The organism is Paenibacillus sp. FSL R7-0198 (assembly GCF_038000415.1).
In the GTDB taxonomy this organism is placed as follows: domain Bacteria; phylum Bacillota; class Bacilli; order Paenibacillales; family Paenibacillaceae; genus Paenibacillus.
On the sequence record NZ_JBBOCB010000001.1, the window covers coordinates 4,746,584 to 4,764,997 of the forward strand.

Here is an 18,414-nt window from a genome sequence, read left to right on the forward strand (position 1 = left end):
AAGAGGAGCGGATGATTGGTTTTTTTAGAAAACGTTTGGTTGTGCGCATTGTTGCAGTAGTTACACTGGTCATTACGATTATAGCCGTTGGAAGCATGCTGTTACAGGTGGCCAATATGAAACTAGCTGCGCAGGAGGCCATTTCGAGTTACAACATCCAGATTGCTCAGAGTTATGTGAATCAGCTGGATACAGCATCTTATGCCGAGTTTGCCAAGGACCCCAAGGAGAATGACGAATTCTTGAAGATTCGTGATGAACTGGATGACTTTCGCGTAAGCATTGGTGCAATGTATGTGTATTTCGTCAAAATAGACGACAAAGGTACGCCACTTATTATGGTGGATGGCATGAAGGATACAGATAAAGCCTCGCCGATTAATGAAGTAACGGATGTCCCTCAGGAGGCTGTGCAGAAGCTGTTGCAGGGGCAAACAGCCAGTTCTTCAATCATTAACAATGAGGAGTACGGCGACTATATTTCCTCTTACGCTCCCATGCTGGATAGTAATGGCGCTGTAACAGGTGTAATTGGTATCGATACGGCGGTATCGGTCATCGGAAGCATTGAATCGGATATTATGAAATCGAGTATTCCCTTCTATGCCTTATTGCTACTAATTACACTTATAGGCATTGCTGTTGTCATGTGGTTTATCGTAAGGGGACTGCGACCACTTCAACCGCTGAAGGCGAGTGTGGAAAAAATGGCACAGGGTGAGCTTGCAGAAGCTAACCGAATTTTGACGTCGTATCGTTTGCGGAGTGAAGATGAGATTGGAACCACATACCAAGCCATGATACATATGTCCGGGAACTTGAATAAGATTGTGAGTAACATGGTTGAAGGCGTAGCAGTAACCACAGATATTTTATCCGAATCAACGAAGGAATTTAATCGCAGTACCGAAGAGATGCTTGAGATGGGCAAGACGGTTGATCAATCTGTCGAACAGATTAGGCAAGGTGCACATACGCAGAAGCAGGGTGCAAGCGATAGCGCGCACGCGATGGAAGAGATTGCAAAAGGCATAACGGATATTTCCGAATCCTCGATGGTTGTATCGGATGCAGCAACAAGTGCGCTTTCTACGGCGGAGTCCGGTAAACAGAGCATGACACTGATGAAAACACAGATGGAGAGCATCTCAAATGTCTCAAGTGAAGTTGTAGCGATGGTCCAGGTGCTAAACAATTACTCCCAGGAAATTGGTGGTGCCCTGCACACGGTTCGTGATTTTGCGAGTCAGACCAAGCTGCTTGCGCTTAATGCATCCATAGAGGCAGCACATGCAGGAGAACACGGCAAAGGTTTTGCGGTTGTGGCGGATGAAGTTCGGAAGCTTGCTGAGGCCTCAAGCACATCCATGGAACGGATCTCCGACTTGTTGCTTCGTATTCAACAAGAATCACAGCTGATTGGCTCACAGATGGGGGTTACTGCAACCGAGATTGGACAAGGTGTTACAATTACCGCAGAAGCGGAGCAAGCTTTCGCTCATGTAGTTGATGCGTTCCAACTGGTGACCAGCCGCATTCAGGAAGTCTCCGCTGCGGCAGAGGAAATCTCGGCAGGATCGGAAGAGGCTGCAGCCTCGGTCAATACGATCTCGCAGATATCAGCCGGGGTATCGGATCATTCGGATGAGATCTATCGCTTAATGCGTGAACAGTCGGCCATGTTCAACAGGGTGGCGCAGACCTCCACCATGCTGGAGCAGCAGACGAACGAGATGAGTGAAGCTGTACGTAAAGTTAAAGTATAGTTTGAGTAAGGTGTAGTAATAGTAACGCAAGAGGTAGTTAGAAAAGTGTTCCGCTCTTGGAGAAGTTGGTGTTCATCCCAAACTTCCTTCAAAGGGTGGAGCACTTTTTTTAGATTTAAACTTTTAAATGATCCAGCTCTATCGCCTGTCTGAAGCGTTGGGCGAATCGTTCTGCAGCTACGGCGGACTCCTTGGACTCTGTCTGCACGAAGCCAATTTGCATTTTCGGTTGATCAATTCCAGCGATCTCAACCATCTTCACCAGACCTTCTTTCCATAATTGATTTTGGTGAAAGGAAAAGTCGTGACCAATCGTGGCGGCAATATCATTTCGTAATACCATATTGATGGCTTCTGAATTATTTGTTTTAAACAGAATGGACAGAGATCCATGATCATAGGTGAATTCCTTGATGAAGTCTTCGATGAAACCATCTCGATAGAGTGCCAGCTTGTGTTCTTTTAATTGATCAGGTGAAACACGGGGGTGCTTGGCAAGTTCAGACAGGTGATGCGTACCGACTACTAGCTTACCCGAGTACATGGGACTGAAGTGAAGTCCATCGAATTCCCGCAGCTGTTTGGCGTAGATCGCGATAAAGCCCAGATGGGTCTTGTTATTGCGAATATCCTCGATAATTTCCATGGACCCTTTCTCTTCAATGGAGATGTTAAGTTGCGGGTGCTCACGCTTCATATCCGCAGCAGACTGGACAAGATAGGGCATGACACTTGGAAAAGTAGCCACATGAAGCTCTCCGCTAAGAGAGGAGGCTTCTGCGTTCAGGGATTTTAATTCATCAATCCGCTGTAAAATGTCCAGTGCCTTGGCAATGAATTGTTTGCCTTCGGGAGTGGGATGAGTACCCTGCCGCGAGCGTTCGAACAGGATGATACCCAATTCTTTCTCCAGACGATGAACCGATTGGCTGATCGCCGATTGTGTGACATGCAGATGCTCCGAGGCGGCGGAGAATGATTGTGTTTTCGCAATTTCTACGACATATTCGAGCTGTTCCAGATTCATGATTTCATCTCCGTTTAGCATTAATACAACTAATGTTAACATTAGTATCTATAAATATGAATAATACATGAACAGCGATATAATATATAGACAATCATACAAAGGGGATGAACTTCATGAAAGCAGCAGTATGGTATGCCCATAAAGACGTGCGTGTGGAAGAGCGGGAGGTTCCGGTTGCTCAAGCGGGTCAGGTCAAAATCAAAGTGGAATATGCGGGGATCTGCGGCAGTGACTTGCATGCCTATCATCATGGTGTGGGGATTCAAGAAGGCGAGAATCATCCGCTCTCAGGACAGAAAGCACCGTTGACATTGGGTCATGAATTTGCAGGAACCGTGAGTGAATTGGGAAGTAATGTAAGCGGTATCAGTGTAGGGGATCGAGTTGTGGTAGAGCCATTGTACCATTGTGGAAAATGCGAGTACTGTATCCAGGGGCGCTATAACCAATGTACTCAATTTGGATTCGTTGGACTGAATGGTGATGGTGGTTTTGCGGAGTATGTTGTTGTTGAAGCATACATGGTTCATCCCATACCGGATAACGTATCTTTCGAAGAAGGTGCGCTCGTAGAGCCTACGGCAGTAGCCTTTCACGCGGTTCGTCACAGCAAGCTGAAAGTGGGGAACAAAGTAGCCGTATATGGAGCAGGTCCAATTGGATTATTGACCATCCTGTCTGCCAAAGCTGCAGGAGCCTCTGAGATCTATGCAGTTGATGTATTTGAGGAACGTTTGGACTTGGCAGCCAAGCTGGGAGCGATTCCGGTGAACAGTGCTAAAGTCAATGCAACAGAGGTGATCTTGCAACAATCGGGTGGCATTGATGTGGCTTATGAAGCAGCAGGTGTGCAACCAACGATGGATAGCGCCATTGCGGTTGTCAAAAAAGGTGGAGAAGTTGTTGTCATCGCAGCCATTCCGAACCCGCTTCAAGTGAACTTCTTCGATCTTCTGGTCAAAGAAGCGAATCTAACGGCAACGCTGGCATATCGCCACATTTTCCCTGAAGTGATTTCATTGATTGCAGAAGGGTCGCTCGATGTGAAACAAGTCATCACCAAGAAAATCAAACTGGACGACATCGTTCAGGAAGGGCTTGAGCTGTTAATGAGCGACAAGAGTCATGCGAAGATTTTGGTGGAGATTGGCGGCTAAAAAATCAAGAGCGATGTATCATTTCAAATGCTGATTGATCATTTATAAACGTAAAACAGACCGTTCATGAAGATGATCGGTCTGTTTTTCCATTTCAATCTCTGTTCCCTGATCCCGTGTTGCTGTTACCCAACACTAGGAATCATAACGGTAGCAGATCGCCTTACCTCCGCTGCTCTCGGAGCTGAATTCCTTATCCTCTGTAAATCCGAAACGCTCATATAAACGGATGGCATTGACCATCTGACCGCCCGTATATAAATACACCGTATTTTTGCCCATTTCTTTGGCAGAATCTACGCATTGCTGGAGCAATACTCTGGCAATCCCGTGACCTCTCCATTTTGGATCAACACCCAGGAGCCGAATAAACGGATAATCGATTGGCAATTCAAAGTTTGGATAAGCCTTGCGTGCTGTTTCGAATAATTGAACTGTACCGACAATCTGATCATCAATCTTTGCGATCCATAATTGTGTCAGGTACGGATTAACCACAGACTCTCGAATATCTTTTAGGTAGGCCTCCCATCGTTCATTTTGCTCAAAAGTCTCCCGATACTCGGCATAACTTGCAACAAGGATGTCTACAATCTCTGGATGGTCTGCTTCTGTGGCAGGATGAATCGTAACGGCAGCCGTTGTCATCTTATAATTCCCCTTCTCTTATGGGTTAAGTGTGGAATACAGTTTTCTTGCATTTTACCATAACGGATTCAATCCGATTCATTCAAATTTTCTATAGTTAACTCAGTCATTTCTATAGATCAAAGCATATCAGCGATTGAGCTGTGTGGAATACAGATGATTGCGATATTCGGTTGGCGTATTGCCTTCGTATTGCTTGAACATGCGCAGGAACAGCTTGTAGTCGGAGAAGCCGCACTGTCCGGCAATTTCTTTTACACTGGCATTGGTGTTCAGCAGCAATTTTTTTGCCCGGCGAATACGTTCTGTGAGGATATAGGTTTTGAGTCCAGTACCTTTCTCGCGTTTCACCATTTTGGAGATATAGTCTTTGTTAAAATTAAAATTTTCTGCAATCTGACTCACTGTGATGTTTGTATGCAGATGAATATCGACCCACTTGCAGATATGGTCCACAATTGCATTGTGCGGGCGATAATCCGTCTCTATATTCCGCTCCAGTTCTCTGAACAACAGTAACAAAGCAGCGTCGGCTTCTTCTGGTGAGAAGGATGACACATGCAGCAATTGCTTGAATAACTGATTGGCCATGGAAGGTACCTGAATGGTGGCATGTGTCCTAAACCGGTTAAATTCTGCCGACATGGCATCATAGTGCACCCAGTAGAAGCTCACGGGGGCGTCGCTGATCTGGTAGCCATAGTGGGTGCGGCCAGCGCGCAGAAACAACAGATCGTTGGCACGAACTACATATTGTTCCTCTTCTTCCGCGATGTACATCTCACCTTCCAGCATCAAAATGATCTCATGAACGGGCATGCTGCGTCTCATGTGGCTCCAGTTGCCTTCGGATATGAACTTGCCGCACAGGTAGTGTTCCAGTGGCTTTTGCATAGGACGGATTTATCCACCTTTTCTTGGATTATGAGTCTGATGTAATTGTATTTTATTTGATAGTATGGGGATATTCAAGCTCTACAGTAGATTGATGAGTATTAGTCATATGGAACAGAACACGGATTTTACCCCTCAAGAATGAATCGATAGCTATATAAGTTGAACTAATCATTTACATGATAACGGAGAGGACAGAAAAAACCTGAAAAAGCGGAGCGTTCGCCTTTATCACCGGATTTTCCCCTTCGGAAAGGGGATCAAAAAAATCTGGGGGTAACAGCGATTGGAAGGTTATTCTGTCATCGTAGTGTCAGTGTAAATAATCTTTAGTTCAACTTATCTATTACATCCCGAGAAGGAGTGAGTGTCATGATTGATACGAAAAAAGGATTTCTGGGACCGGAACATGTAGATCTGTTAAATGGTGTGTTCCAAACATCACAAGAGGTGGGGGAGCGTTACCTGTTATCGCTGGATATTGATCGATTCCTGGCTCCATGCTTCGAAGCTCATGGTTTACCTGCCCGAAAAGAGCGCTACGCGGGTTGGGAGGCACGTACCATCAGCGGACATTCCCTTGGACATTATCTGTCTGCCCTGGCTGTGACGTATCAGGCAACCGGGAATATCACGTTAAAAGAAAGATTGGATTATGCGGTTACCGAACTGGAGAGAATCCAGCAGACCACAGGGAGCGGATATATCGGTGGTTTGTCCGAAGAACCTTTCCACATGGCTTTTCGAGCAGAGAATATCGGTGGATTCAATATCGGTGAATACTGGGTTCCCTGGTACAGTGTGCACAAAATCTATCGTGGCCTGATTGATGCGTATAAACTCACTGGCAATAGACAGGCACTTGAAGTGGTTACTCGATTTGCAGACTGGGCGGTAGAAGGTTTGCTCCCGATGACAGAAGAACAGATGCAGACGATGCTTCAAAGTGAACACGGGGGCATGAATGAAGTATTTGCACACTTGTATGGGATTACGGGCAAAGCCTTATACCTTGAGATCGCCAATAAGTTTACCCATCAATTGATCCTGAGACCCTTGGAACACAAACAGGACGATCTTCAAGGCAAACACGCCAATACGCAGATTCCCAAAGTGATCGGTGCAGCCGAAATCTACAATCAGGACCATACCCATGAGAGTTATCGGACAGCGGCAGAGTTTTTCTGGAACACCACAGTGCATCATCGCTCTTACGTATTTGGTGCGACGAGCATTTCGGAGCATTACGAAGCAAAGGGCATGGAGAGTCTTGGCATCAAAACAGGAGAGAGCTGTTGCACCCACAACATGTTACATCTAACGAAGCAACTCTTTGCCTGGAATCACGATAGCGCCTACATGGACTATTATGAAAACGCCATCTATAATCACATCCTTGGCACGCAGGACCCGGATACGGGGAACAAAACGTATTTTGCATCAACGCTGCAAGGCCACTACAAAATCTATGGTACTCACGATACCGCTTGGTGGTGCTGCACAGGATCAGGCATGGAGAACCCGGGCAAATATGCCGAGGCCATCTATTTTGAGGATGAACAGGACCTGTACGTCAACCTGTATATCGCTTCCCAGCTGGACTGGACTTCACAAGGATTATCTCTGAAGCTTGAAACCAACTTTCCTTATTCGGAAAAGGTAACCCTGACGATCACCGGAGGCAACGCCTCGGCTCATCTAAGATTACGCGTGCCCTCATGGCTGCAACAGCCAATGACGGCAACAGTTAACGGGGATACGGAACATCCGTATACACAGATGGAACCCGGTTATCTTTCCATCGACCGCACATGGACAACGGGCGATGTCATCACAATCACACTGCCGATGTCACTCCGCCAGTACACTTCCCGGGATGATGCCCACAAAGTAGCCTTCTTGTACGGCCCAATTGTACTCGCTGGTGCACTAGGAAACGAGGGTCTTCCCGAGGATACGATTGTGGACGAAACAGCGCTGAATCCCAAGACTGCACCTGTACCTGTGATCTGGACGGAGCAGGAGGATGTACGAGAGTGGATCAAGGTTGTAGATGCAGATACGTTAACATTTGAACTTAGCGAGGATGTTACTTCCACAGGCGAAGCCGTGAAGCTCATTCCGTTCTATGATGTGCATCATGAATTTTATACTGTGTACTGGCCGTTTAACGATGAAGGGGATGCGCTGGAGAAAGAATTGAACGATATCACGATCGACAGGGTTCAAGCTGATGGTCAGCAGGATGAGATTGGACATCAACTGGATAGCAACTGCCGTGGTGAGCACCACAATGGTTCAACTACAGATGGCCGTAAGAAGTTGCATATGTGGCGAGAGGCTTTTGGCGTCAGTGGGGCTTACTTCAGTTACCAACTGGCATTGGATCGTAAAGTAACCAATTATCTATGCGTGGCCTATTGGGGCGGAGATCATTCCCCGTTTGAACGAGAGGGTACGTTATATGATAGACAATTCATCATCACTGTGGATGGTACCGTCATCGGAGAGCAACGAATTCATATGAACAAAATTGGCGACGTGTTCTATGTGACCTACGATATTCCTGAGGCGGTTACATCAGGCAAAGATAGCGTTATAGTTATGTTCCAGGCGAAAGGCGAAAATGGCTGTGCCGGGAAAGTTGTAGAGGTACGCACCACGCGAAGCAAACCGGAATCCATCTTTTCGTGATAAGAGGCATGGTGTGAAAAGTCGCAAAACGCAATGTTATAATGAAAACAAAAATACGGTTAGTTGGAAGAGGAGGATGGAAGTGTGGCAAAACCCGACAATAAAGGTACTTATAGCTTTCAGGATTGGTTAACATGGGAAGGATCATGGGAATTAATTAACGGCAGAGCTTTTAATATCTCGCCAGTACCTACTTCATCGCACCAGTTTATTGTGGGTGAGCTGCACTTCTCTTTGCGGACTTTTTTTCAGAATCGGAAATGTTTTGTGTTTATTGCCCCTTTTGATGTGTATTTTAGCGAGAATGAACAATATGACCTGCCAGATCAAGTTGTACAGCCTGATTTATCGGTGGTTTGCTCCAAAGACCAGATATCTAAGAATGGCTGTCACGGTACACCTTCTTTAATTATCGAGGTGTTATCACCTTCGACTGCGCTAAAGGATTTTAACGAAAAATTTAACTTGTATCAGAAATATGGTGTGAACGAATACTGGATTGTTGACCCCGGCAATCAAACCGTCCATGTGTACACGCTGGAGGATGGCAGTTACCAGACCCGTCATCTGTATACAGAGCAGGAAACGATTCAATCGGTTATATATCCCGAACTGGTAATCCCGTTGGATTCGCTGTTCAAGTTCAGGTAGTGCGAAGCATCAACCTGTCTGCTACAGAAGAAGTAATAAGGCGGTTGTTTTCTAATTTCTAACGAACTGCATACGTCTTATATGGGCAATATTGATGTGGTGGAAAATGTAACGAATCTCAGCGATGCTATTTCATTCGAAATAGGCGATAAACAACGTTTTTACACCTAATACACGAACATAACGTGTCTCAGGTTCGTTACATTTTCAGATGAGTTGAAATGCACCGAATAGCGTCACTTCAGTTCGTTAGCTTTAGAATACGGCATCAAAATTTCAATAAGAACACCAAAAATGAAGAACCAATGCATAAGGGACGAAAGCGGATGATCTCCGATTTGTCCTTTTTGCAGTGCTCCTTTTTCAGACAAGTCTTATATAAAAAATGACACGCATAGCTATTTTCCACGTATTACCTGATAACATTTCTTCTCCACAATCTGCTGTCTCGTAAAACTCACTTTTTATGGATAGACCACAAAATTTCCTGCCAAGTTCCACGTTGTCCCTGAAAATATGAAATGGGATAAGCCCAAACCACGTATATTATGAGTATCCAAATATCCAATCATATCCACCTGAGAGCGTTAACATCATGTACAATAAGAATAAGTTGAACAGGAAAATTACGACATGAAGCACCAATATATAACATGAAAGGAGGTCGGATGATTGAACATGATCAAGTACATAAAATTGTTGGGATTGATTACCGGTATTGTGGCAGTGAATGTTCTGGCATTCTCACCCGGCTTTATCGGACTGAATTTCGGGGAGGGTGCATTCACAACTGCGTTATCCGTTACCCTGTTGTTCGGCAGTGCAATGGCACTCCTATATGGGAGTTATACCCTGCTGTTCAGGCAACCGGTAGTCCTGCCCGTGAAGCATATCGAAACACATGAAGATTATGTGGAAGCCTTATCTTTTTATAGACGCATCAAAGTCCTCGAAGAAGATATTACGCTAGGGCTGTCCCAACTTAGCCGAATGAAAAAGAAGAAAGAAACACTCCTGAATGTGCTCCATCAACGATTTGATCCCGGGGAACTGAGCTACAAGAAATTTGCTTCGGTCACAATGGAAGTGGAGAAGCTGTTGTACCTGAACATCCGCAGTGTGCTGAACCGGTTGAATGTATTTGATGAAGCTGACTATGCCAACATGATGAAATCCAAATCCGAAAGCATTCCCCAGAAGCTTTTTCAGGAAAAAACCAAGGTATACAACGATTATCTGTCTTATGTGAAGAATGCACTACACACCAATGAGGAAATTCTGCTCAAGCTGGATCAGTTGTTACTGGAGATCTCACGCCTCGACAGCTTCGAAGCCGGGGATATTGAACAGATGCCTTGTATGCAGGAGATTGATCAGTTAATCAAGCACACCAAATTATACAGACAGTGAGGGGTTGCTCGTATGGCGAAGAAAGGTAAGTTTTTTTTCATATCGATTGTAATGCTGGTACTCGTATTTGGTCTGGTCTATGCAGGGATTACACTGACGTCGAATTTTGGCAAGTCAACCACACAGGTGAGCACAGAGAATGCAGGTAAGGAACTGGGGAAACTGTACGCGGACATTGCGCCAGCGACGGCGGAACCGGTCAAAGGACAGATTGATCTCGACCCGGTCGATGTGGCAGAATCACTGCCGGATATCTCCAAATTTGCGATTGCCGTAGAGAATACAACGAATGATTACGTCGAAATCTTCTCTTCCACAGAGAAGTCAGGCAGCGGGGTAGACGGCTGGTTAACCGAAGTGGGCGAGGAGTTCAACAAAGCAAATATCACCGTTGGTGGGAAACAAGTATCGGTCAAAATCCGCAACATTGCTTCCGGAACGGCTACCGATTATATCAAGTCTGGTAAGTATATGCCGGATGCATTCACACCTTCCAATGAACTTTGGGGCGAGATGGTTGAGGCCAGTGGGGTGAAGACAGAGATGGTATGCAAACGATTGGTCGGGAATGTTCCTGGTATTGTCATTTCTAAAGCTAAGTATGACGCACTGGTTGATACGTACGGCTCTGTTAATGTAAAAACCGTAACCGAAGCGATTGCCAACAATGAACTTGCGATGGGATATACCGATCCATTTGCCAGCTCCACAGGACTAAACTTTCTGGTGACTGCACTGAATACGTATGATAGCGCCAATCCGCTGGGAGAGAAGGCTATTGAGGGATTTGAGAAATTCCAGACGAATGTACCGTTTACGGCCTCAACAACCATTCAGATGCGGGAAGCTGCCAAGTCAGGCAGACTGGATGCCTTTGTACTCGAATACCAGACGTATGTGAATACCGCAGATCTGAAGAGTGGATACGTCTTTACACCATTTGGCGTGAGACATGACAGTCCGTTGTATGCATTGGGACAATTGCCGCAGAACAAACAGGAAATCATCCAAAAGTTTGCGGAATTCGTAACCCAAGCAAAGTACCAACAATCGGCAGAAGAGTTTGGTTTCAACGGGTTGCAGGATTACAAATCCGAACTGGCTACTGTGGATGGCGGCACGTTGTTGTCTGCTCAGAAAGTCTGGAAAGAGAAGAAAAATGGCAGTAAACCTATTGCCGCCGTGTTCGTGACAGACGTATCCGGAAGCATGGACGGCGAACCGCTTAACCGACTGAAGGAGTCCCTGCGCAAAGGGCAGAAGTACCTGGGTACAGAGAACAGTATTGGCTTGGTCTCTTACTCCAGCGGGGTAACTGTGAATCTGCCGATTGCCAAGTATGATACGAACCAACAGTCCATGTTTGTTGGAACAGTTGATAGTCTACAAGCTGGCGGTGGTACAGCGACCTTTGATGGAATCGTGGTGGCGATGAAGATGCTGGAAGATTATATGGCTGCCAATCCGAATGTGAAACCGCTGATCTTTGTCCTAAGTGATGGCGAGACCAACGAAGGTCATACCCTGAAGGATATCCGGGATCTGGTCGAAACGTACAAAGTACCAATCTATACGATTGGGTACAACGCAGACATCAAGGCTTTGGAGAGCATCTCCAGTATTAACGAAGCAGCAAGCATCAATGCCGATACCGACGATGTCGTGTACAAGATTGGTAACCTGTTTAACGTACAGATGTAATCTAAAGGGGGAACTGTAGATGTCATTTTCAATGGAAATACCGAGCCAGAAGGAAATTCAGAAGGTGATCGAAGAAGAAGTGAAACCCGTGCCCGCCGAGGTCGCGGAGCTTCAACAAGTGGCAAATGCCAACGTAGAGATGATCATGACACTGGATCTCGAGTCCCTGGAGAAACGCAAAGAGATTTTGCAATCCATTGACGGCTTTGGCATGAACACGATGAGATCCTCTTCTGAGAAAAACGCCTTGCTTCAGGTCTCCGTTGGACATCTGTCCAAGACGGGAGACGAGGGCGGTCAGGTCGCCAAAGGCTTGACCGAGCTGCATATGCAATTGAAGGATCTCGACCCAAGCGTGGTCGACTTTGCGAAGACCGGTTTCCTCGGGAAATTGTTCAATCCGCTTCGCGCCTATTTCCTGAAATATCAGAAGGCTGACGCGGTCATTGCTGACATCGTAACCTCTTTGGATAAAGGCAGATCCACCCTGCGTAATGATAATACAACGCTGGAGATTGAACAGCAGAACCTGCGGGAACTTACCAAACGACTGCAAAAGGAAATTCAGCTTGGCGTGCTCATGGATGAGTCCATCGACGCGCAGATTGAAGCCGCCAAGGTTCGGAATGAAGACCCCGAGAAAGTCCGCTTTATTACGGAAGAAGTATTATTCCCGCTTCGTCAGCGGGTGATGGATCTACAGCAGATGTTAGTGGTGAATCAGCAGGGCATCATGGCGATTGAAGTGGTGATTCGCAACAACAAGGAACTGATCCGAGGCGTAGACCGTGCGAAGAATGTAACGATCTCGGCATTGAAAATTGCCGTTACGGTAGCAAGTGCTTTGTATAATCAGAAGATTGTATTGCAGAAGATTGAATTGCTGAACCAGACAACCAACGATCTGATCGCCGGAACATCCAAGATGCTCAAGGATCAGGGCATTGCCATCCAGAAGCAGGCGTATGAAGCCAGCATTTCCGTGGATACGATGAAACAGGCGTTCACCGATGTGTTGTCAGCGCTTGACTCCATCAGTCTTTATAAGCAGGAAGCACTCCCAAGAATGCGCGATACGATTAACCAGTTCCGTGAACTTGCGGATACCGGGGAGCAGCAAATTCAGCGGTTGGAGAAAGGGCAGAAGCTGGGGCTGTAATCAGAAGAGAGAAATAAAATTTTTACGTAATAGATTGTTACCTTATTTTATAATTAGAAAAGCGACCATTCCTCATTAAGTATGGGGAATGGTCGCTTTTTGGGCTTCTATGAATAGGTACTAACTGTCATACCCCAAACTTCTTGCATAAGCGTATAACTGTTGTTCGCATTGATCCATTAGAACACTAGCGGTGTTTACTTTGGCATTCCCCTGTTTTAGTAGAGTGTAATTCACTTTGTTCTTGGATACTGCCTTTTGGTACAACAGGTACCCTTCGAGCTGAGTGTAACTTGCCTTAACAAATGTGGCGTGGATTTTCTTGATTTGCGGGTTGGTTGGCTTGATTTGTTTTGCCTTGGATACCAATTTCGTATAATTGGGGATCACCGTATTCGTAAGTTTAAGATACATGGACTTGCGGTTGGTTGAAGTTACCTGGGTGTCGATACTTTCCAAAGCGGTAAAGGCTTTGGCCTCATAAGTTTCAAGAGCGAATAACTGATTAGTGTACTCTTTAAATTCTGCATAACTCTGATCTAAATCTGAATATGTAGAGGTTGCTACTTTGGCTGCATCAGCAGAAGTGGCTGGAGAGAGAAGCACTCCGCCAAGCAAAACAAAACTGGTAATTAATGATATAATCCACGACTTCTTCAAATGTAATGTCATCCTCCTTTTGTTTATATTCCATTGGATAACCTAACACATCATTACCAGAAATTACAGGAATGTATTTACATAATTTTGGTGGGAAGTGTTCTTAAAATTAATCTCAATCACCCTACTAAAGGGGAGTAAGATGATTCAAAATTTCAGTTTTTCAACACGACATTATCCGGTTTGTAATGAATGATCTTGAACAACTCTTCGGCCATGTAGGCGGGGCTATGCTTGAAATCCTGTCTGATCCACTCCATGATCATGCCAAATATCGCATGAGATTGGTAGCTTGCCAATATTTCATGGTTGATGTGCGCAGGGAAGATATGGTTCAGATCCTGTAAAGCGAGATCCCGAAGGACATCACAGATCATGCGCTGAAAGTTGGATGAAGCCTCAGATTTCACAACGAGTGTGTAGAATTGAGCATGTTGGTGTACATGCTCAAATATAGTGATCGCCGAAGAGGGCATCAGATTGACTTCGAACTCTTCCTCATCCTGATAAGGTTTGCGGAAAGAAGTTACCAGATCCTGAATCACATCATCGATGATTTCGTTGAACAGGTCTTCTTTGTACTGATAATGCCTGTAGAAAGTTCCCCGATTCAGGTCGGCTCGCTGCACAATATCCGTAATCGATATTTCTTTAAAGGGATGTTTTTGCATCAAATGGATGAGTGCATCCTTCAGTGCAGCTTTTGATTTTTTAATTCTTCGGTCCATTGAATTCAGAGTTTCAGACATCTATTTTCCTCCTCGCGAGTTCACTTTATTAATTAAAGTACATTCGGGCTTAGTAGTGTTGTTTAACGTACAACTGGACAAGCTTTTACTGATTGAAGTGAAACGCTATGACTTATTATACTAAGGAGAGGAGTTAATGAACAATTGTTTGTTAACTTATTGTAAACGAATACACAAAGGAGGATACATGGAATGAAACTTCAAGATAAAGTTGCAGTTGTTACAGGTGCTGGTTCAGGTATGGGGAAAGCAATTGCCACGTTGTATGCTCAAGAAGGCGCGAAAGTCGTCGTATCGGATATTAACGAAGAATCCGCACAAGCGGTAGTTAATGATATTAAGGCCCAGGGCGGAGAAGCGATTGTCGTTCTGGCCAATGTAGCCAAGGAAGATGATGTGCAAAATCTGATCGATACAACGGTGAGCACATATGGTACAGTAGATATTCTGATTAACAATGCGGGAATTATGGATGGCATGGAGCCGGCAGCAGATATAACGGATGAGAAGTGGGAGAGATTGTTTGCTGTGAACACAACCAGTGTGATGCGGACAACGCGTAAAGTATTGCCAATCTTCCTGGAAAAACAAAAAGGTGTTATCGTGAACATTGCTTCGGCAGGGGGCCTACACGGCGGACGTGCAGGAGCAGCCTATACGGCGTCCAAACATGCGGTCGTGGGCTTCACCAAAAATACAGGGTATATGTATGCTGAGCAAGGCATTCGCTGTAACGCGATCGCTCCAGGCGCTGTGGCAACCAATATCAGCTCCTCCATGACAGGTATTAGCCATTTCGGTGCAGGGCGGCAACAGCTGGGCATGGCAATCAACCCACGCATCGGGACGAGCGAAGAGATCGCCAAAGTGGCCCTGTTCCTTGGATCTGACGAGTCCAGCTTCGTGAACGGAACTGTCGTTACAGCAGATGCTGGCTGGAGCTCTTACTAATCCACTCATGTGCAGTCGAGCATGGAGTACGGAAATAGTGTGTGAATTAAGGAAGCCGCATAAGTATATGCGGCTTCTTTTTTTGCACCTATGCACCTTACGTACGGTGGATATCAGCATCATATTCCGTATAGGACAAACGTTTGCATTACTACACGGATACCCGAATGAATCAATCTGAGGGTGGCTTTGGCTTGGAAAAGAGTGAGGATTCACGCACGATTAGACGATGGGGGATAATGACCGGATTATGAAGCTGTGGTTCCCCACTAAGAATTTTTAACAATACCTGAACGGCTGTATAACCAAGCTGATAAGTCCCGATGTCGATAGAGCTTAGGGGTGGTGAAGCCAGCTCCGATAAAGCAATATTGTTAAAACTGACCACGCTGATATCCTCAGGCACCAGATAATGAAGCTCGGCAAGAGCTCTCAGTACCCCAAAGGCCACATTGTCATCAATGACCACGATTGCGGTGGGTCTGTTCGGCAAGGACATGAACAGCGACATCGCCCTGAACCCACTTTCCTGTAGAAATTCGCCTTCCACAATCCAGTCACTATCGGCATCCAGCCCGGCTTGGGCAAGCGCTTTTTGGTATCCTAGCATGCGATCATGCGATAACGTAATGTCCGGGGGGCCGCTGACAAATCCGATTCGCGTATGCCCTTGGGCGATCAGATGATGTGTAGCATCATAAGCAGTCTGTACATTATCGTTATCCACCATGGGGGCATTGGGATGAGCTTCACTGCGACCGATTAACACAAAAGGAAACTTTTCCGCTTCCAAAAATGAAATAATAGGATCGTCTCGTTTGGACCCAAGCAACAGAATTCCATCCACTCTGCGACCATGAACAAGACGGGAAATCGCGTGCAGTTCATTGTCTGATGAAGTTTCAGTTGTTAACAGCAATTCATAATTCATACGGGTGGCATGTGTAATAATACCTCGCAGCAATTCCCCGAAGAAGTAATTTTGAAACAACTCTTCAGCAGGACGCGGAAGCATAATGCCAAGGGTATGTGTCGTTTTGGAAACCAGGCTCTTCGCCATGATGTTGGGATGGTAGTTTAATTCTTTCATGATTTGCTTCACTTTGAGAGACGTCTTGGTGCTGATTCTGGGATGGTTGGAAATCACCCGTGACACTGTAGAAGGGGAAACACCCGCCAATTTGGCAATATCCTTGATCGTAATCATGTAAAAAATCCCTTCTGAACAATCGTATAAATATTCTCTATGGTAATCCAAAGGATACGATAAATCAATTGCTAACTGCCAAGTATGAGATGCACAGGAAGTAAAATAAAGGAAGAAAGAGTCTGAACAAGGAAACAGGAAATTCCTGTAGGTAGAAGAGGAAAATTGGTTAAAATTGAGCAAATATGGCTTGTGCAAACGTTTGTGCAAATAAAGTTTGGTATTGTATGATGTGATTGTTATTGTAGCGCTTACATCTGTGGATTTACATACTTCTTGACTAGTTTCCCCCTACATATTGAACGGAGGAGTCATCTTGTCTTCCATTTGAGCAAACGTTTGTACAAAAGTGAACATGGAATGCAAAACCTGACAACATACGCAGACAAAAGGGTGAAAAGCGCGAACATTGTTGGACCAAGCAGAGGGAAGGGGACATTTTACATGAGAAAATGGCAAGGGGCAACATTGTCCGTCATGATGGCTTTTACACTGGCTGCGTGCGGGGCTGGAGGCGGAAGTCCATCTCCAACTACGGCAGGTGAGAATCCGGAGGAAGTGGTAGAGCTGACAGCCGAGAACCTTCAACCGGAAGAAGGGGCAACCCTGGTAATCTGGGAGGACAAAAATCAAAGCAGTTTTATTGAGCAAAGAGCCAAAAAATTCGAAGAGAAGTATGGGGTAACGGTCAAAATGGAGGAATTACCTCCAACCGATCAGGTAACCAAACTAACGACGGATGGCCCGGCGGGTCTCGCGGCGGATGTCGTTGTTTTCCCACATGATAAGATTGGTAGCGCTTCAGAGGCGGGACTTATTCTGCCCAATGACATATTCGAAGCAGAGACCGTAGAGAACACCAGCGACAATGCACTGAAGGCGGTGACGTTCAAGGATATCTTGTACGGCTATCCGTACAGCGTGGAGACCTATGCTCTCTTTTACAACAAAGCATTGTATCCAGAAGCTCCGAAAAACTTTGATGAGATTATCAGCTTCGCCAAGACGTTCAATAACGTGAAGTCCAATCAATATGCGCTGATGTGGGAATTGCAGCAATTTTACTATAACTATGCATTCCTGGCTTCCCAGGGCGGTTATATTTTTGGGGACAACGGGATGGATAGCGCGGACCTCGGTCTGAATAACGAAGGAGCCCTGAAGGGTGGACAGTTCTTGCAGAAGCTGAAGTCGGAAGTACTGCCGCTCAAGATGGGTGACGTGAACTATGATATCAAAAAAGGATTATTCTCCAGCGGCAAGCTGGCTATGGACATTAACGGTCCGTGGACCATTGCCGATTATCGCAATGCCGGTATTGATTTTGGCGTTGCTCCGCTTCCGGCAATTGATGGCAAACCGATGACCTCCTTCTCTGGTGTTAAAGCCTATTATGTAAATGCATTTACACAATATCCGAATGCGTCGAAGCTTTTGGCAGCGTTCCTTTCCAATGAAGAGGCCCAGATGGAGAACTTTGATCTAAACGGTACACTCCCTGCGAACAAAAACGTGGCTGCTGATTCGAAGGTGCAGGAGGACCCGATCAATAAGGCGTTTTTGGAACAGTTCAACAACTCGACACCAATGCCTTCGCTTCCTGCCATGGACAGCGTATGGGGACCCATCACGTCGGCCATTACGGATATATGGGATACCGATAAGGACGTGAAGGCGTCACTGGACAATGCCGTGAAACAGATCCAGGAAAGCCTTGCCACCGTCCAATAAGGACGA

At 45.7% G+C, this 18,414-nt stretch carries 15 protein-coding genes; 9 read left to right on the top strand and 6 right to left on the bottom strand.

Annotated elements, in window-relative coordinates; all coding sequences use genetic code 11:
• The first annotated feature begins 11 nt into the window (after nucleotides 1-11).
• Nucleotides 12-1,766: a methyl-accepting chemotaxis protein gene (locus tag MKY87_RS20575; protein ID WP_340965926.1), complete on the top strand. Its 1,755-nt coding sequence runs from the start codon at nucleotides 12-14 to the stop codon at nucleotides 1,764-1,766.
• 115 nt (nucleotides 1,767-1,881) lie between these two features.
• Here MKY87_RS20575 and MKY87_RS20580 read toward each other — a convergent pair whose 3' ends face one another.
• Complete coding sequence (locus MKY87_RS20580; protein ID WP_340965928.1) at nucleotides 1,882-2,793, bottom strand: LysR family transcriptional regulator; 912 nt, start codon at nucleotides 2,791-2,793, stop codon at nucleotides 1,882-1,884.
• Between the two features lie 116 nt (nucleotides 2,794-2,909).
• On the opposite strand from MKY87_RS20580, the gene MKY87_RS20585 reads away from it, so the two are divergent.
• Nucleotides 2,910-3,953: a 2,3-butanediol dehydrogenase gene (locus tag MKY87_RS20585; protein ID WP_310337782.1), complete on the top strand. Its 1,044-nt coding sequence runs from the start codon at nucleotides 2,910-2,912 to the stop codon at nucleotides 3,951-3,953.
• A 135-nt stretch (nucleotides 3,954-4,088) separates the two neighbouring features.
• Here MKY87_RS20585 and MKY87_RS20590 read toward each other — a convergent pair whose 3' ends face one another.
• Nucleotides 4,089-4,601, bottom strand: coding sequence for a GNAT family N-acetyltransferase (locus MKY87_RS20590; RefSeq protein WP_340965929.1), 513 nt, complete (start codon nucleotides 4,599-4,601; stop codon nucleotides 4,089-4,091).
• A 129-nt stretch (nucleotides 4,602-4,730) separates the two neighbouring features.
• Nucleotides 4,731-5,495 carry a helix-turn-helix transcriptional regulator gene (locus MKY87_RS20595; protein WP_340965930.1) on the bottom strand — a complete coding sequence of 255 codons (765 nt, stop codon included), beginning with the start codon at nucleotides 5,493-5,495 and terminating at the stop codon, nucleotides 4,731-4,733.
• 372 nt (nucleotides 5,496-5,867) lie between these two features.
• Here MKY87_RS20595 and MKY87_RS20600 point away from each other — a divergent pair, with 372 nt between their 5' ends.
• From MKY87_RS20600 to MKY87_RS20620, 5 genes are all read left to right on the top strand, one after another.
• Nucleotides 5,868-8,189, top strand: coding sequence for a beta-L-arabinofuranosidase domain-containing protein (locus MKY87_RS20600; protein ID WP_340965932.1), 2,322 nt, complete (start codon nucleotides 5,868-5,870; stop codon nucleotides 8,187-8,189).
• Nucleotides 8,190-8,273: 84 nt separating this feature from the next.
• The gene (locus MKY87_RS20605) at nucleotides 8,274-8,840 is read left to right on the top strand and encodes a Uma2 family endonuclease (protein ID WP_340965933.1); all 567 of its coding nucleotides are present in this window, start codon (nucleotides 8,274-8,276) and stop codon (nucleotides 8,838-8,840) included.
• Between the two features lie 678 nt (nucleotides 8,841-9,518).
• Nucleotides 9,519-10,250: a hypothetical protein gene (locus MKY87_RS20610; protein ID WP_340965934.1), complete on the top strand. Its 732-nt coding sequence runs from the start codon at nucleotides 9,519-9,521 to the stop codon at nucleotides 10,248-10,250.
• A gap of 12 nt (nucleotides 10,251-10,262) precedes the next feature.
• Nucleotides 10,263-11,951, top strand: a complete 1,689-nt coding sequence (locus tag MKY87_RS20615; protein WP_340965935.1) for a vWA domain-containing protein — start codon at nucleotides 10,263-10,265, stop codon at nucleotides 11,949-11,951.
• Nucleotides 11,952-11,970: 19 nt separating this feature from the next.
• Entirely contained in the window at nucleotides 11,971-13,110 is a 1,140-nt protein-coding gene (locus MKY87_RS20620) for a toxic anion resistance protein (protein ID WP_340965936.1), read from the top strand.
• 120 nt (nucleotides 13,111-13,230) lie between these two features.
• Here MKY87_RS20620 and MKY87_RS20625 read toward each other — a convergent pair whose 3' ends face one another.
• Nucleotides 13,231-13,770 (bottom strand): hypothetical protein, encoded by a 540-nt coding sequence (locus tag MKY87_RS20625; protein ID WP_036672613.1) that lies wholly within the window; start codon nucleotides 13,768-13,770, stop codon nucleotides 13,231-13,233.
• A gap of 155 nt (nucleotides 13,771-13,925) precedes the next feature.
• Nucleotides 13,926-14,519, bottom strand: coding sequence for a TetR/AcrR family transcriptional regulator (locus MKY87_RS20630; protein WP_340965937.1), 594 nt, complete (start codon nucleotides 14,517-14,519; stop codon nucleotides 13,926-13,928).
• Nucleotides 14,520-14,711: 192 nt separating this feature from the next.
• Here MKY87_RS20630 and MKY87_RS20635 point away from each other — a divergent pair, with 192 nt between their 5' ends.
• Complete coding sequence (locus tag MKY87_RS20635) at nucleotides 14,712-15,470, top strand: SDR family oxidoreductase (protein WP_133386501.1); 759 nt, start codon at nucleotides 14,712-14,714, stop codon at nucleotides 15,468-15,470.
• A 172-nt stretch (nucleotides 15,471-15,642) separates the two neighbouring features.
• Here the strand turns inward: MKY87_RS20635 and MKY87_RS20640 are convergent, their stop codons facing one another.
• Nucleotides 15,643-16,677: a LacI family DNA-binding transcriptional regulator gene (locus MKY87_RS20640; protein ID WP_340965940.1), complete on the bottom strand. Its 1,035-nt coding sequence runs from the start codon at nucleotides 16,675-16,677 to the stop codon at nucleotides 15,643-15,645.
• Nucleotides 16,678-17,121: 444 nt separating this feature from the next.
• On the opposite strand from MKY87_RS20640, the gene MKY87_RS20645 reads away from it, so the two are divergent.
• Complete coding sequence (locus MKY87_RS20645; protein ID WP_091015892.1) at nucleotides 17,122-18,408, top strand: sugar ABC transporter substrate-binding protein; 1,287 nt, start codon at nucleotides 17,122-17,124, stop codon at nucleotides 18,406-18,408.
• The last annotated feature ends 6 nt before the right edge of the window (nucleotides 18,409-18,414 follow it).

Excerpts from the sequence above, each read along its gene's own strand:
- MKY87_RS20575 (WP_340965926.1), top strand. The coding sequence starts at position 12 with ATGATTGGTTTTTTTAGAAAACGTTTGGTTGTGCGCATTGTTGCAGTA.
- MKY87_RS20580 (WP_340965928.1), bottom strand. The coding sequence starts at position 2,793 with ATGAATCTGGAACAGCTCGAATATGTCGTAGAAATTGCGAAAACACAA.
- MKY87_RS20585 (WP_310337782.1), top strand. The coding sequence starts at position 2,910 with ATGAAAGCAGCAGTATGGTATGCCCATAAAGACGTGCGTGTGGAAGAG.
- MKY87_RS20590 (WP_340965929.1), bottom strand. The coding sequence starts at position 4,601 with ATGACAACGGCTGCCGTTACGATTCATCCTGCCACAGAAGCAGACCAT.
- MKY87_RS20595 (WP_340965930.1), bottom strand. The coding sequence starts at position 5,495 with ATGCAAAAGCCACTGGAACACTACCTGTGCGGCAAGTTCATATCCGAA.
- MKY87_RS20600 (WP_340965932.1), top strand. The coding sequence starts at position 5,868 with ATGATTGATACGAAAAAAGGATTTCTGGGACCGGAACATGTAGATCTG.
- MKY87_RS20610 (WP_340965934.1), top strand. The coding sequence starts at position 9,519 with ATGATCAAGTACATAAAATTGTTGGGATTGATTACCGGTATTGTGGCA.
- MKY87_RS20615 (WP_340965935.1), top strand. The coding sequence starts at position 10,263 with ATGGCGAAGAAAGGTAAGTTTTTTTTCATATCGATTGTAATGCTGGTA.
- MKY87_RS20620 (WP_340965936.1), top strand. The coding sequence starts at position 11,971 with ATGTCATTTTCAATGGAAATACCGAGCCAGAAGGAAATTCAGAAGGTG.
- MKY87_RS20630 (WP_340965937.1), bottom strand. The coding sequence starts at position 14,519 with ATGTCTGAAACTCTGAATTCAATGGACCGAAGAATTAAAAAATCAAAA.
- MKY87_RS20635 (WP_133386501.1), top strand. The coding sequence starts at position 14,712 with ATGAAACTTCAAGATAAAGTTGCAGTTGTTACAGGTGCTGGTTCAGGT.
- MKY87_RS20640 (WP_340965940.1), bottom strand. The coding sequence starts at position 16,677 with ATGATTACGATCAAGGATATTGCCAAATTGGCGGGTGTTTCCCCTTCT.
- MKY87_RS20645 (WP_091015892.1), top strand. The coding sequence starts at position 17,122 with ATGAGAAAATGGCAAGGGGCAACATTGTCCGTCATGATGGCTTTTACA.